This is a genomic window from Paenibacillus sp. ATY16 (assembly GCF_003399985.2).
Lineage (GTDB): Bacteria > Bacillota > Bacilli > Paenibacillales > Paenibacillaceae > Pristimantibacillus > Pristimantibacillus glycanilyticus.
Map to the genome: position 1 here is coordinate 246555 of NZ_NMOK02000052.1, position 14667 is coordinate 261221.

A 14667-nucleotide genomic window follows, 5' to 3' on the forward strand; every position below is an offset into this window, starting at 1 on the left:
CGATGTGCATTTGATCCTGGGGGTTATTACCGTGCTTGCAGCATGGAGGTACGGGGATTGGCGGCATTGGCAAAGATATCATCACATCATGATGTTTATTGTTATTGGCAACCTGCTTTATAATTTTCTGACGGCGGGCCACTTCCTGTGGAAGCTGAAGCCGGACTTTTTTCCTAACCACAGCTTGACCGAAATGGTATATACCTTTGTTATTTTTCCGGCGACGGCGTTAATGTTTATCTCGAATTACCCTGACCGCCCTAACAAAATCATCGGTCATTACGCAAGGTACATCGGGGTTTACGTAGGGGTGGAGTGGTTGTTTATGCTGACGGACCGGATCGTCTACCAGTACGGATGGAGTCTCGGCTGGTCTATCTTTTTTGACTTCACCATGTTCCCTTTGCTGTGGATCTTTCACAGGAGACCGCTTGTTGCCTACGGAATCACGTTTGTTCTCTGCGCATTCTATGTCTGGTATTTCAAGATCCCGGTTAACGTTCCCGTTGAACAAAGAAATTGATTCAAAATAAAGGCGCAGGAAGAGCCTCCGGTCTGGAGGTTCTTTTTTTTGCGTCCGAAGTCCCGGTTGATTAGTATAAAGGTTGGTATAACCTTTCGCAAAAATATATATTGACATACCATATACATGCCAATATAATAGCAATATCAAATGAAAGCGTTTTATAAAAAGCGTTCAAAGGAAACAAGGAGGCACAAAACTGATGACGCAATCGACAGAAATTCCCGCATCCTTAACGCGACTAGTGGAGCGTATCAAGGAAAAGACAGCGGATCATCCGAATTGGTCGGCGATATTCGAGAAGGCCATTCACAATACGCTGCAAACGACGATCCAGCGCCTGCCGGACGGCACGACATTTGTTATAACAGGTGATATACCAGCTATGTGGCTTCGCGATTCCGCCGCGCAGCTTCGCCCGTTCCTGGTGCTTGCGTCCGAGGATGCCGAGCTGGCCGATCTGATTGAAGGTCTTGTCCGGAGGCAGATGGATTCGATCCTGCTTGATCCTTACGCGAATGCCTTTAATAACGGGCCAACCGGCAAAGGACATCAGGATGATCTGACGGAGATGGGACCATCCATCTGGGAGCGCAAATACGAGATCGATTCGCTTTGCTACCCGCTGCAGCTCAGCTACCTGCTCTGGAAGAATACCGGCAGAACCTCGCAATTTGGAACCGCCTTCCGTCAAGCCGCGGATACGATTCTGAATCTCTGGACAACGGAGCAGCAGCATGAGAGCGCATCGCCTTACCGGTTCCAGCGCTTTAATTGCGCGCCAACGGATACGCTGCTGCGCGAAGGCAAAGGCACGGAGACCGCATATACGGGCATGACATGGAGCGGCTTCCGTCCTAGCGATGATGCTTGTACATACGGTTACCTGGTACCGGCTAACATGTTTGCGGTTGTCGTCTTGGGCTATCTCAAGGAAATTGCCGAAGAAGTGCTTGGCGACGAGGAGCTTGCGGCAAGAGCGGCTAAGCTTGGCGGGGAGCTTCATCAAGGTATCCAGACCTACGCCATTACCGATCATCCGGAATTTGGAAAAATATATGCCTATGAAACCGACGGATTAGGCCATTACAATTTTATGGATGACGCTAACGTACCGAGTCTTCTGTCGATTCCTTATCTCGGCTATACCTCGCAGGAGGATCCGATCTACCGCAATACGCGCGATTTTGTGCTAAGCAGCAGCAATCCTTATTACTTCGAAGGCGAAGCGGCAGCCGGAATCGGCAGTCCGCATACCCCGGACCGTTACATCTGGCACATTGCGCTGGCGATGCAGGGGTTGACTACGAATGACCGTTCCGAGAAGGAGAGATTGCTGAGCCTGATGGAAGCCACAACGGCTGGAACCGGATTTATGCACGAAGGGTTCCACGCGGATGATCCGTATCAGTTCAGCCGTCCATGGTTCTCGTGGGCCAACATGATGTTCAGCGAGCTTCTGCTTGATTATTGCGGGATTCGAGTACAAACGAAATAAAAGCGGTTTCATAGGAGGCTTTGCTTAATGGAGGCTTCCTTCGAAATAAATAGTGTAGTGGGTTACTAAAAAAGGGAGGCATGAAAAGTGAAAAAATGGATCACGATGATCGCCTTGGTCACGGTAGTAGCAACGGCAGCCGGCTGCGCAAAAACAACGACAAGCAGCAACGGCAACAGCACGGAAAGCAGCAATGCGAGTGCAAGCAACGATGGGCAAACGGATAACGCGTCGGGGAATTCCGGCGGCGGCAAAGCCGTAGAGCTGACGTTCTGGGGCGACTGGGCCGGCGACGGACAGAAGCAATTCCAGACGATGGTTGACGCGTTCAACAAATCGCAGGACAAAATTCATGTCAAGTATGTGCTTCAGCAGGATCTGATTACGAAGTTCCTGACGGCTGCTACATCCGGCGGCGCACCTGACGTGCTGCTGTGGGACAGATGGCGGACGCCGCTGTACGCGCCGAAAAACGTGCTTCACCCGATCGATGATTTCATGGCGAAAGACGGCTTGAACAAGGATGATTTCTACGGCGAAGCGCTGAAGGAATTGTCCAATAGCGACAAGCTGTACGGCCTTCCTTTAACCGTTGATGCCCGCGCGTTATTTTATAACAAAAAGCTTCTGACCGACGCAGGCGTAACGCAGCCTCCTACAACTTGGGATGAGCTCGAGCAGGCTGCCATCAAGACAACCAAATGGAACGGAAGCAAGCTTGAAGTAGCAGGCTTCTCGCTTGCCGATAACGGACTCTTTAATATGTATCTTCAACAGGCAGGCGGCTCGATGCTGACCGACGACGGCAAGAAAACAAACTTCAACAACGAAAAAGGCCTGTCCGTGCTCGAATTCTGGGACCGCATGCTGAACCAGGACAAAGTGTATAAGGTTGGCTTCGAGCAAGGCCTTGGCGAAGGAACCGACGCTTTCGCAACCGGCAAGGTTGCCATGACTTACAACGGTCCATGGATGCTGAGCACGTATAAGAAATACGGCAAGGATCTGGACTTCGGGGTTGTGCCTCCTCCGGCTGGACCTAACGGAGACAAAGGCGGCGTGATGGGCGGCTTTGGCCTCGTTATTCCGGAAGCCTCGAAAAATCAGGAAGCGGCATGGGAGTTCATCAAGTGGTGGACGGCAAGCAAAGACAACGCGCTTCTGTGGGCAAAAACAAGCTTGAACATTCCTGGCTACAAGCCGGCGCTTGACGATCCGTTCTTCAAGGAAGATCCGCTCTGGAAGCCATTCCTCGATACGCTCGAATTCGCGAAGACTCGTCCGGCTCACCCTGGCTACTCCGTCATGGAGACCGAAGCGCTTATTCCTAACCTGGAGCTGTTCCAGCAGAAGAAGCAAAACGCGGAGGATACGCTCAAGAAAGCGCAGCAGCGGGGCGACCAGCAGCTCGCGGACAACGAAGACGTGAAATAATTAATGGTCTCCCGGTGGCACGGACCGGATGATAAAGGGAGGGAGACCTCCCTTTATTTATTCCGGCCGGCCAAACGGGATTCACTACGAAGGAGGGAGGAGTGCTGATGTCTTCAATGGGCAAGCTGAATCAGCATCAGGCCCGCATGGCCTACCTGTTTATTACCCCAACGATGCTGCTGTTTTTCGCTTTTACCATTATTCCTGTCGTCATGGCGCTCTACTTAAGCTTTACGAACTACGATGTGGTCAGCCGGATGGAATTCGTTAAGCTCGACAACTACAAGAAGCTGCTTGAGGATGATCTGTTCTGGACGACGTTCAAGAACGTATTCTTCTATTCCGTTATTTTCGTGCCGCTGAACATCATCATTTCCTTATTGCTTGCCATGCTGCTGAACTTTAAGCGGTTCGGTGTCAAGCTGTTCCGTACGATGAATTACCTTCCGACCTTAACCTCTGCCGTTGCGGCGTCCACGGTCTGGATCTGGCTGCTTCATCCGGAGTTCGGCCTGGTGAACAACCTGCTCAGCTACGTGGGCATTACGGGTCCGGCTTGGCTCGCTCAGACCGAGACGGCGATGTTCTCCATTATTATGGTGACGTTATGGCAGTCGGTCGGCTCCAATATGATCATTTATATCGCCGGCCTGCAAGGCGTGCCGGATTACTTGTACGAATCCGCCAAGCTGGACGGAGCAACGGCTTTTGCGCGGTTCCGTTATATTACTTGGCCGCAGCTTCGCCCAACAACCTTCCTAGTCAGCACGATGGCGATTATCGGGGCGCTGCAGCTGTTCGACCAGGCCTTTGTCTTGACGCAGGGCGGTCCGGGCAACGTGACCAAGACGCCTGTATATCTCATTTATAACCAGGGCTTCAACCAGCTCAAGATGGGTTACGCGTCTGCCCAAGCGTTTGTGCTGGCCGTGGCGATTCTGATCTTTTCTTTCATTAACATGCGCATTAATAAATCCGAAGAACCGATTGTGTAAGGAGGCACGCAAATGGCACAGCCTATTGTCAAATCCATTGCAGTACGCGCACCCAAGCCGCCTTCTTATACTCTCAAAAGGGTTCTGGTCGGCGTCCTGTTCTACGCGGTTGCGATAGCTATAGCGGCAGCAATGTTCTTGCCGTTTTTCTGGAGTCTGATTACTTCGTTTAAACCAAGCAACGAGATCTTCTCGGTGCCGATCAAGTGGATTCCGTCCAAGCTTACGTTAGAGCATTACCGGTCGGCGTTTACGACCGTACCGTTCGCGGGATATTTCGCTAACTCCTTTATCCTGGCCGCAGCGGGCGTATTATGCAACCTGTTCTTTGGGTCCATCAGCGGCTATGCCTTCGCGAAGCTGAACTTCAAGCTGAATAAACCGCTGTTCCGCATTTTGCTGGCGGCGATGATGATTCCGGGAATCGTAACGATGATTCCAAGCTTCTACGTATTGAAGCATTTCCCGCTGATTGGCGGCAATGACATCCTTGGAGCCGGAGGCAACGGCTTCCTGAATTCCTTCTGGGGGATTATTCTGCCGGGTGCGTCAGGCTCGTTTGCGGTCTTCTTCATGCGGCAGTTCTTCCTGACGCTGCCTTCCGACATGATGGAGATGGCGCGGATTGAGGGCGCGGGGGAATTCCGGATTTTCTGGAATATTTACCTGCCGCTGACGAAGCCGGCGCTTGCAACCCTGTCGATCTTTACTTTCCAGGCGGGCTGGAACAGCTTCCTGTGGCCGATGATCGTCTTGAATGATCCGGCAAAAGCAACGATACAGATGGGACTGCAGGCGTTCTCATTCAACCATCAGACCGATTTCGGCCCTATGATGGCCGGTGCGCTGATCGCGATCCTGCCGATTCTCGTCTTGTTCCTTCTGCTCCAGAAGTATTTCGTACAGGGCATTGCCTTTACGGGGACGAAAGGCTGATCGCATTGAATCGCAACAAACGATATTTGTGGCTGGCCGGCGCTGCGGCAGTTATCCTCCTAGCGTTGGTCTGGTCATTGGTCTGGAAGGATAAAACGGCAGCAACCTCCGTCGTTTGGCAGGAACGGGCGGAAGAAGCGCAGCTTGAGCTGACCAAGTCCTTCTGGGACGACAAGCGTGAGCTCTACAACAATGCCGCGCCGTGTATTGCCCAGCTATGCACCGATCCGTTCAACTATTGGTGGCTGGCGCATGCGGTGGATGCGCTGGTCGACGGCTATGAGCGCAGCGGGGATGAACGGTACGCGGAGCAGATCGCCAAGCTGTATCAAGGATTGCTTGATCGCAACGCGGGCGTGATGATCAACGATTATTACGATGATATGGAATGGATGGCGTTAGCCTGGCTGAGAGCTTACGATGCCATCAAGGACGAGAAGTATAAGCAGGCAGCGCTTGAACTGTGGGAAGAGATTAAAGGCGGCTGGAACGGGGAGATGGGCGGCGGCATCGCTTGGCGCAAGGAGCAGACCGATTACAAGAATACGCCGGCGAATGCTCCCGCGGCTATTTTGGCGGCACGGCTGTACGGGCATTTCCATAACGGGGAAGATCTGGACTGGGCGAAAAAAATTTACGATTGGCAAATAGAGACGCTTGTGGATCCGGATACCGGTCTCGTATGGGACGGAATCAACCGGACGGGCGACGGCAATATCGATAAGGATTGGCGATTCACGTATGGCCAAGGCGTGTTTATCGGGGCAGGCGTTGAGCTATTCCGGGCAACGGAGGATAAGGCTTATCTGGAGGATGCCCGCCGGACGGCGGCTCATCTGAAGGAGGCGTTCCTGTCTCCCGCAACCGGCATGCTTCCATCGGAAGGCGACGGCGACGGGGGCTTGTTCAAAGGCGTATTAATCCGCTATTTGGGAGAACTGATTGCCGCTGATCCCGATGGGCCCGAGCGTAAAGAATGGATTGGCATGCTTGAGACCAACGCGAACAGCTTATGGCAATACGGCAAAGCGGAAGATAAAGCGGTATTCAGCAATTCATGGGCCGAAGCGCCGGATTCAATCGTGCAGTTAAGCACGGAACTAAGCGGAATAATGCTGCTCGAGCAGATGGCCGTATTGGAGAAAACCGGACAATTACAGTAGACAGAGGAGTGCGGGGAGAGTGAGAGCAATGGTGTGGGCGGCAAGAGCGGAAGAGGCGCAGCAGGCATTGGAGCAATTGTATTGGAATCCTTCCATTAACATGTACGATATCGAAATTCCGTGCCCGGACGGCGCTTGCAATACGATATTTCATTACTGGTGGATGGCGCATGCCGTGGATGCATTGGCGGATGGACTGAACCGGACGGGAAGCGACTTCTACCGGGAGCGGCTGGAGGCTTTCTACGAAGGCATATTGAACCGCAACAGCGGCGAATGGCCTAATGAGCTGTACGACGACATGGAATGGATGGCGATCGCTTGGCTGCGGGCTTATCAGGCGACCGGCGTCGAGAAATACAAAGGTGCGGCCCTTCTCTTGTGGGAGGATATCCAGACCGGCTGGAACGAGCATGCGGGCGGCGGAATCGCTTGGCAGAAGCCGCAGCTCGATTACAAGAATACGCCTGCCAACGCTCCTGCCGTTATTTTGGCGGCAAGACTGTATCAGGCGTTTGGCCGCGAAGAGGATCTGGCGTGGGCTCACAAGATCTACAATTGGCTGAAGGCAAGCCTTGTGGATCCGGAGACCGGTTTTGTCTGGGACGGCATGAACCGGACCGGCGACGGATCGATTGATAAGGATTGGAAATTCACTTACTGCCAAGGCGTCTACATTGGCGCTGCGGTAGAGCTGTACCGGATTACGGGCGATTCGGCTTATTTGCGGGACGCGGAGCGCACGGCGAAGGCTGCGGCTGACGAGCTGCTTCAAGGCGGACTATGGCCGGATGAAGGCGATGGAGACGGCGGCTTGTTCAAAGGCATTCTGATCCGCTATCTGGGCGAGCTGGCTTCCGTATCGGAGGAGCGGGCAGAGCTGTCGGCGCTGCTGGAACAGCAGGGCCAAGCCTTGTGGACGCGTGGCGCTGATCCTGCGCGCAAGGTGTTCAGCACCTTATGGAGCATTCAGCCGGAAGAGCGCGTTACGCTTAGCACGCAGCTTAGCGGCATTATGCTGCTGGAGCAGCTGGCTGTGCTGGAGAAGCGCGGTCTGACAAGCACGGCGTTAACCGAGGAGGTACAGTCCTGATGGCGATGGCAGCACAAGGAATATGGACAGAACGTGCGGCAATCGCGCAGGAGGATTTTCGCCGTCTGTTCTGGAATGAAGAGCGCGGCGTAATGGATCAAGTGGTGCCCTGCAACGGCACTTGCAATGACCATTGGATTTATTGGTGGCATGCGCATGTGGTAGACGTATTGGTAGACTCCCTGGGGCGCACGAAGTCGGAAGAGGATGAGGCTCTGCTGGAGCGGGCATTCCGCGGGGCAAAGAAATGGAACGGCGATACGCTGCTTCATAATTACTACGACGATATGGAATGGATGGCGCTTGCGCTGCTCAGAGCCTATAGTGCGACGGGGAAGACGTTCTATAAGGAAGGCGCACTTGAGCTGTGGGAAGATATCAAGACCGCGTGGAACGATCATATGGGCGGCGGCATGGCTTGGAAAAAGGATCAGCTGGACTACAAAAACACGCCGGCGAATGCCCCGGCCTCCATTCTGGCTGCGCGCCTTTATCGGTTGGACCGCCGCGAAGAAGACTTGGAATGGGCGAAACGGATCTACCGATTCAATAAGGAACGGCTTGTGGATCCGGAGACCGGCTTTGTCTGGGACGGCATGAACCGGCTGGGCGACGGCAATATCGATTACGATTGGAAATATACGTATTGCCAAGGCGTCTTTATCGGAGCCGGCATTGAGCTGTACAACTGCACGGGGGATGAAGGCTATCTCGTTGATGCGCAGAGAACGGCAGGGGCAGCCGTCCAGGAGCTGGTTGATCCGGAGATGGGCATGCTGCCGCGCGAGGGGAATGACGACTGCGGCCTGTTCAAAGGCATTCTGATCCGTTATCTGGTTAATCTCATCCGTATTCAGCCTGATTTATCGCTGCCATGGGTCAATCTGATCCGGCATAACGCGGTCTCCTTGTGGGAGCGGGGACGTTCGGAAGCCGGCTTGTTCAGCTTATCCTGGGCAGGAGAGCCGGAGCCGGAAGTTCAACTGAGCGGCCAGCTGAGCGGCGTGATGCTTCTTGAGGCGATGGCGGAGCTTGAAAGAGACGGCTTCCTGGCGCCTAGGTAGCAGGGGCAGGGGGCTTGCTCTGACGGTACAGCATCCGGAACTGCTTAGGCGTCTTGCCGGTTCGCTTGTGGAAGCAGCGGACGAAATACGGGAAGGAACCAAAGCCGGTATCCTCCGCAATGGCGCCGACAGGATCGTTGGTGTGAATAAGCAGCCGTTTGGCTTGTTCGATCCGATATTGGGTGACATAGTCAAGCGGCGTGCAGCCAAACGTTCTTTTCATGCACAAGGCGATATAGTTGGCGTGAAAATGCAGCTCCTCCGCCATCCGCTTATAGCTTAGCGGGTCGCGGTAATGCTTACGCAAATAAAGGGCGGCATCCTCGGCCAGCTGCAGATGGGAGCTTTGCGTTGTTTCTCCCTTGCTGTCCTCCTGAAGCTTAAGGAGAATCGCGTGGAACAGCTGCTGCTCCTGCCAGCGGGAGTTTCCGGTTGGATTCTCATACAGGTGAAGAAGCTCGCGGAACAGCTCTTCTCCTCTTCCGAGGCTTTGTACTGGGCCGGAGCGCGGCAGATAGAAGGAGAAGTATTCGATAGGCGGATAAAGAGGCTCTTGCTCAGGCGGCAAGGGCTCTTTGTCGTAAGGCTCGGGATGCCACTGTCCGGTCGTCTGGAAATGCAGCCAGTAGAAATGGGTCTCTTCCCTGCAAGGGATGACGGTATGATGGTCCAGGTCCGGACGCAAAATACCGAAAAAACCGGCTGGCAAGGTGAGCTCGTTCTCCCCTTCGGCGAGATAAAGGCATCCTTCGGTTACGAAGAGGAGATCAAATACGCCGATGCTGCTGCGGTCGGGATGTTTTCTTCCCGGCTGGTACGTGTCTTCCCCGATTTGAACAAAGTGGGGCATAGGCGGACATTCAAAATGAAACATTATCTGCCTCCTCCGATTGAACAGGAATGAATCCAGTATAAGTAAATGCGGGACATTCGTAAACATCCCTCCAAATCTATTAGGTTGTGATCGGACAAATAGTAGTTGCGATTGTCTATCCAGCCCGGGGCCCGTCTAATGGTATATTCGAGACAGACGAATGGGAGGGAGCTTAACCATGAAAAGTATCTTTGAGGCTTTGCCGCTCGGCAGCATACAAGCGGAGGGGTGGCTGTACAACCAGCTTCGGATTCAGGCAGACGGATTAACGGGGCATTTGGAGGAGCATTGGCCGGACGTTGGCCCGGATAACGGATGGATTGGCGGCAACGGCGAAAGCTGGGAACGCGGTCCGTATTATCTGGACGGCTTGCTGCCGCTTGCTTATATTTTGAACGATGAGACATTGATTAAGAAGGCAAACCGCTGGGTGGAGTGGGCGCTGAACAGCCAGCAGGAGAGCGGCATGTTCGGTCCGGCACGAATCGAAACGGTCAATAATGACGTAAGCAAGGAGCAGGATTGGTGGCATTACATGATCATGCTCAAGGTCTTTACGCAATACGAGGAAGCGACCGGCGATGCGCGGGTTATTCCGTTCCTGACGAAATTCGCGGATTACGTAGCCGGGAAGATTGCGGAGCAGCCGCTGCAGGGATGGGCGAAAGCGCGCGGAGCGGAGCTGCTGCTCTGCCTCATCTGGCTGTATAAGCGCACCGGCAAGGAAGAGCTGCTGAAGCTGGCTTCCATCGTGAAGGAGCAGACAACGGACTGGACGGATATCTTTTACGATTTTCCGTTCTGGCGGAAGGTCGAGCAGTGGGATTGGAGAACGCATGTCGTTAATGTAGCGATGGGACTCAAGACGCCGGGCGTGCTCTACGAGCTGACCGAGGACAGCCATGAGCTGGAGGCGGTGTACCGCGGAATCGAAAGCCTGATGACTTATCACGGACAGGCCCATGGCATGTTCTCCGGCGATGAATGGCTGTCGGGCACGCATCCAGGCCAAGGCGTGGAATTATGCGCGGTAGTGGAATACATGTTCACGCTGGAGCAGCTGACGCGAATTTTCGGAGACGGCAAATTCGCCGACGTATTGGAAAAGGTAGCCTTTAATGCTTTGCCTGCCGCTATTTCGGCAGATTGGACCTCCCATCAATACGATCAGCAGGTGAATCAGATTATTTGCAACGTGGCCCCGCGCGCATGGAGCAACGGTCCATATGCCAACGTCTTTGGCCTGGAGCCGAATTTCGGCTGCTGTACGGCTAACATGCACCAGGGCTGGCCTAAGCTGGTTTCCCATTTGTGGATGAAAGACCATGAGGGCGGGTTAGCGGCTGTTTCCTATGCTCCGTGTCTTGTTCGTACGAAGGTCGCGGGCGGCGTGCAAGCCGAGCTTCGGGTATCCGGGGAGTATCCGTTCCGGGAGCGGGTAAAAGTAGAGCTTCAGCTGGAGCGTTCGGCCAGCTTTGCGGTACGGCTGCGTATTCCGGGCTGGTGCGAAGCGCCGGTCATTACGGTAAACGGAACCGCTGCAGCGCTTGAGATCGAGCAAGGTTATACGGCCATTTACCGCGAATGGCAGACGGGAGACCGCATGGAGCTGTTGCTTCCGATGGAGCCGAAGACCGTCTCCCGCAATTTGTATGCCGTAAGCGTGGAACGAGGACCTCTTGTTTATGCCCTTCCCGTGGAAGAGAACTGGCAGCTGCTGCGGAAGCGCGAACGGTTCCATGATTATGAGGTGTACCCGGCTTCCCCGTGGAAATACGGCTTGCTGGCGGATACCACGTTCAAGGCGGTTGCAAGCAGCGAGGAAATTCCATACCAGCCGTTCCTGGCCGTAGAGTCTCCCGTTAAGCTCGCCGTATGGGGCCAGCTGGTGCCGGATTGGAAAATGGAGGGCAATAATGCAGGAACTCCGCCAATCGCACCGAATACAGATGATCAGCCGATCACCGAGCTTATGCTTGTTCCGTATGGGGGAGCAAAGCTTCGGATAGGCGAATTCCCGTTAATCGGCGAACGTAAGACAGCGAGAACGCGATAATACGGAAACTAACAGACGAGGTGTAAGAAGAATGACGGTAAATCAAGCAAACGAAGGATTATTCCACGGTGAACGCGCGATTTGGCTGCGTTTTGGACCGTACGAGGCTGCTCTTCTTCCCGAGATTGGCGGCAATCTGATTGCTTTTCGGGATGTAGAGAAGGAATACCGCTTCCTGCATGAACCAACGCCCGAGGAGATGGAGAGCTTCAAGGCAAGGCCGATGATCCACGGCATCCCCGTGCTGTTCCCGCCGAACCGCTATGAGGACGGCAAATTCCCTTGGGAGGGGAGAGTTCATCAATTCGATGTCAATGAACCGGCAACGGGCAACCATCTTCATGGCTTCCTTTATCAGACTCAATGGCAGGTTGAAGACTTCGGCGTTAACAAAACGGAGAGCTATGTGGTCGTATCGGTTCAGGTGAATGAGAACCATCCTTCTTATGCCAGCTTCCCGTTTAACTATACGATCCGTCTCCGTTACTCGTTAAGCGAGAACGGCCTGCTGCAGCAAGTGACGGTCCGCAATGACGGCGAAGAGGCAATGCCTTGCCTGCTCGCTTTCCATACTTCGGTGAACGCGCCGTTTGTGCCGGGCGGAGAGGCTAAAGATTACCGCATCCATATGACGCTTGGCGAGCGTTGGGAGCTGAACGAGCGGATGCTGCCGACGAAGCAGTATCAGCCTCTGAAGGAAGAAGAGCAGCTTATGCGCGACAGCAGCGTATATCCGTTCTTCGAAGCGATGGATAACCACTATACGGCTCGCCCGCAGAACGGACGCAACCGGATGGAGCTGACTGATACCAAAGCGGGCATTAAGCTTGTCTATGATGTAGGCACCTCCTATAAGCAGTGGATGATCTGGAATAACAATGCGACGGAGGGCTTCTTCTGTCCGGAGCCGCAGATCAATCTGGTGAACGCTCCCAATGTGGATCTGCCAGCGGATGAAATCGGTCTCTTAAGCCTGGCTGCGGGGGAAATCTTTGAGGAATCCAGCCGTCTTTATGTTGTAAAAGGCTAATAGCGCGTGGAGCTGCCCTTCGTCATCTTCGGATGATGAGGGGCAGCTTTTTTTGCGTGCGTTTGTCTGGTTGCACGCTTAATCGCCCAACCGCGTGATCGTCTGATTGCCGATTTCTTCACTTGTTCGCCTTCAAGTTGCTCGACCGTTCGCTTACTCGTCTATTGCCGAATAACCTATCGCAGACTTGCCTACCGTCGAATAACATGAATCCGCCTGACCGCTAACGAAACTACGTAACGCTACTCGCTCCAAAACGAGGCTTTTGTAATTGTAACGAAACTACATATCGTTATTGAAGGTGTATTGGTGCAATTATACCGTCAAAGTGCCAAATAGCGATATACTAGTTTCGCTAAAACTGGCGAGAGACTGTTTTCCGCGTTCTAAGGCTCTGTAGTTTCGTTAGCGAGGCAAAGCGCAACTTCGCGCTGCTTTCTGCGTTAAAAATCATTAGAAATAGGATGAAATTTACAATAATTCGCGATCGATAGTGGGGGGGGGAATGATATGGGGATCTTTTTTATCATTGCGTTTGTCATTATGCTGCTGGCCGTGCTCAATATAGACGGGAAAATAAAGAAGCATTTGGAGAATCAGAAGCTTATAATCGAGAAGCTTGATCTTCTGCTCCATGCCCAAACCAATAAAGACTCCGAATAAAAGGGGGAGCGCATATTTCGGTATGAAAATAATGTGGTGCTTTCTATAAAAAATGTTTTGACCGTGTGCAAAAATATAGAATGTCGAGAAGCAGTGTTCGGATAGACAGTCCTATTAACGAATCCTTTAAGCTCCTGGTAAGAGAATACGAGAAAATGACCGGTTATAAAGATATGCATCACAATGCCATCATGCACCATAGAATCTCCATGTACGGGGAACCCTGCCCCAAATGCGGTAAGCCGTTGCGCACGCCGCAAGCAAAAATGTGCGCTGCATGCGGCGAAAAGGTTCATCCCGCGCAATGACCTGATTTCATTTCATAGATTTGGTCATGAGAACATGAGGGATGCCATCCTCCATGAATTCAGCCGATGCTCCCTCATAGCCAAGCTTCTCATAGAATCCTTTCGCATGGGTTTGCCCGTGCAGTTTAACCTTGGGAAGTTCCTTTTCGAGAGCGATGCCTTCCAATGCGGCGATGATTTGCCGGCCAATCCCGAATTTGCGGTAAGGCTCTAGTATGCAAATACGCTCTAACTTGCCCATTCCTTCGACCGTGCGGATCCTTCCCGTACCAACCGGTTCCCCATCATAATAGGCCAGAATATGCTCGCATTTTCCGTCCAACCGATCAAATTCGTCAAATTCATCGGCAAGAGGTACTCCTTGTTCTTCAACAAACACTTTCTTTCTGATCGAAAATGCGCTCTCAAGCTCCTCCGGCGTTGCAATTTTTGTTGGGTTCATGAATTCCCCAGCCTTTCCGGATTTATTTTTATGGCGATTATCGTCATAATGAATAACAGCGATACATGCAGTATATATAAATTTATTATTGCTGTAAATGCAACAAAATTCAACGGGCTGGCAGGTGACAACATGAGAGAGATACTTCGAGAGGTTGGCATGATCGCGAGGGCATTGGATTCCATAAGCAATATCGAGTTCAAGGAGCTTGAGCTTACCAAAGGACAATACCTGTATCTGGTTCGCATCTTTGAGCATCCGGGAATTATTCAGGAGAAGCTGGCGGAAATGATAAAGGTAGACCGGACGACGGCTGCGCGCGCGATCCAGAAGCTTGAGATTCAAGGGTTTATCGAGAAGAAAGACGATGAATCAAACAAGAAGATCAAAAGGCTGTTTACAACGGAGAAAGGCAAGTTGGCTTATCCTTATTTGAAGCGGGAAGGGGATCATTCGAATTCTGTGGCACTGGCGGGAATAACGGAAGAGGAAGCGGAAACGCTTTTCCAATTGCTGCAAAGGGTCAGGAAAAATATTGAGGTCGAGTGGGACTCCGTGAAAAAGGGGAATAAAAGAGACTACTAAGAG

At 52.8% G+C, this 14667-nt stretch carries 14 protein-coding genes; 12 read left to right on the forward strand and 2 right to left on the reverse strand.

Going from position 1 to position 14667, the window contains the following annotated elements; translation table 11 throughout:
• Positions 1-4 precede the first annotated feature (4 nt).
• From CFI03_RS26835 to CFI03_RS26870, 8 genes are all read left to right on the forward strand, one after another.
• Positions 5-523 (forward strand): CBO0543 family protein, encoded by a 519-nt coding sequence (locus tag CFI03_RS26835; RefSeq protein ID WP_248761459.1) that lies wholly within the window; start codon positions 5-7, stop codon positions 521-523.
• 202 nt (positions 524-725) lie between these two features.
• Positions 726-2021, forward strand: coding sequence for a glycoside hydrolase family 125 protein (locus CFI03_RS26840; protein ID WP_248761461.1), 1296 nt, complete (start codon positions 726-728; stop codon positions 2019-2021).
• A gap of 87 nt (positions 2022-2108) precedes the next feature.
• Positions 2109-3455 (forward strand): ABC transporter substrate-binding protein, encoded by a 1347-nt coding sequence (locus CFI03_RS26845; protein ID WP_248761463.1) that lies wholly within the window; start codon positions 2109-2111, stop codon positions 3453-3455.
• A gap of 107 nt (positions 3456-3562) precedes the next feature.
• Positions 3563-4450 (forward strand): carbohydrate ABC transporter permease, encoded by an 888-nt coding sequence (locus CFI03_RS26850; protein ID WP_248761466.1) that lies wholly within the window; start codon positions 3563-3565, stop codon positions 4448-4450.
• Positions 4451-4462: 12 nt separating this feature from the next.
• Entirely contained in the window at positions 4463-5386 is a 924-nt protein-coding gene (locus CFI03_RS26855) for a carbohydrate ABC transporter permease (protein WP_201007874.1), read from the forward strand.
• A 5-nt stretch (positions 5387-5391) separates the two neighbouring features.
• Positions 5392-6549, forward strand: coding sequence for a glycoside hydrolase family 76 protein (locus CFI03_RS26860; protein ID WP_248761468.1), 1158 nt, complete (start codon positions 5392-5394; stop codon positions 6547-6549).
• Between the two features lie 28 nt (positions 6550-6577).
• Positions 6578-7642 carry a glycoside hydrolase family 76 protein gene (locus tag CFI03_RS26865; protein WP_248762450.1) on the forward strand — a complete coding sequence of 355 codons (1065 nt, stop codon included), beginning with the start codon at positions 6578-6580 and terminating at the stop codon, positions 7640-7642.
• On the forward strand, positions 7642-8706 hold the full coding sequence (locus CFI03_RS26870; RefSeq protein ID WP_248761470.1) for a glycoside hydrolase family 76 protein: 1065 nt from the start codon (positions 7642-7644) through the stop codon (positions 8704-8706). Before CFI03_RS26865 ends, CFI03_RS26870 begins: the two co-directional genes overlap by 1 nt.
• Here the strand turns inward: CFI03_RS26870 and CFI03_RS26875 are convergent.
• Positions 8699-9580, reverse strand: coding sequence for a helix-turn-helix transcriptional regulator (locus tag CFI03_RS26875; protein ID WP_248761478.1), 882 nt, complete (start codon positions 9578-9580; stop codon positions 8699-8701). The two genes, CFI03_RS26870 and CFI03_RS26875, sit on opposite strands and share 8 nt — an antisense overlap.
• Before the next feature lie 178 nt (positions 9581-9758).
• On the opposite strand from CFI03_RS26875, the gene CFI03_RS26880 reads away from it, so the two are divergent.
• The 3 genes from CFI03_RS26880 to CFI03_RS26890 all read left to right on the forward strand — a co-directional run bounded on the left by CFI03_RS26880 (position 9759) and on the right by CFI03_RS26890 (position 13329).
• Entirely contained in the window at positions 9759-11636 is a 1878-nt protein-coding gene (locus CFI03_RS26880; RefSeq protein WP_248761480.1) for a beta-L-arabinofuranosidase domain-containing protein, read from the forward strand.
• A gap of 31 nt (positions 11637-11667) precedes the next feature.
• A complete protein-coding gene (locus CFI03_RS26885) occupies positions 11668-12666 on the forward strand; it encodes an aldose 1-epimerase (protein WP_248761482.1) in 999 nt (332 codons plus the stop codon).
• Between the two features lie 510 nt (positions 12667-13176).
• Positions 13177-13329: a hypothetical protein gene (locus CFI03_RS26890; RefSeq protein ID WP_201007879.1), complete on the forward strand. Its 153-nt coding sequence runs from the start codon at positions 13177-13179 to the stop codon at positions 13327-13329.
• Positions 13330-13644: 315 nt separating this feature from the next.
• On the opposite strand, the gene CFI03_RS26895 is transcribed toward CFI03_RS26890, so the two are convergent.
• A complete protein-coding gene (locus CFI03_RS26895) occupies positions 13645-14079 on the reverse strand; it encodes a GNAT family N-acetyltransferase (protein WP_248761485.1) in 435 nt (144 codons plus the stop codon).
• A 132-nt stretch (positions 14080-14211) separates the two neighbouring features.
• Here CFI03_RS26895 and CFI03_RS26900 point away from each other — a divergent pair, with 132 nt between their 5' ends.
• Complete coding sequence (locus CFI03_RS26900) at positions 14212-14664, forward strand: MarR family winged helix-turn-helix transcriptional regulator (protein ID WP_248761494.1); 453 nt, start codon at positions 14212-14214, stop codon at positions 14662-14664.
• Positions 14665-14667: the final 3 nt, after the last annotated feature.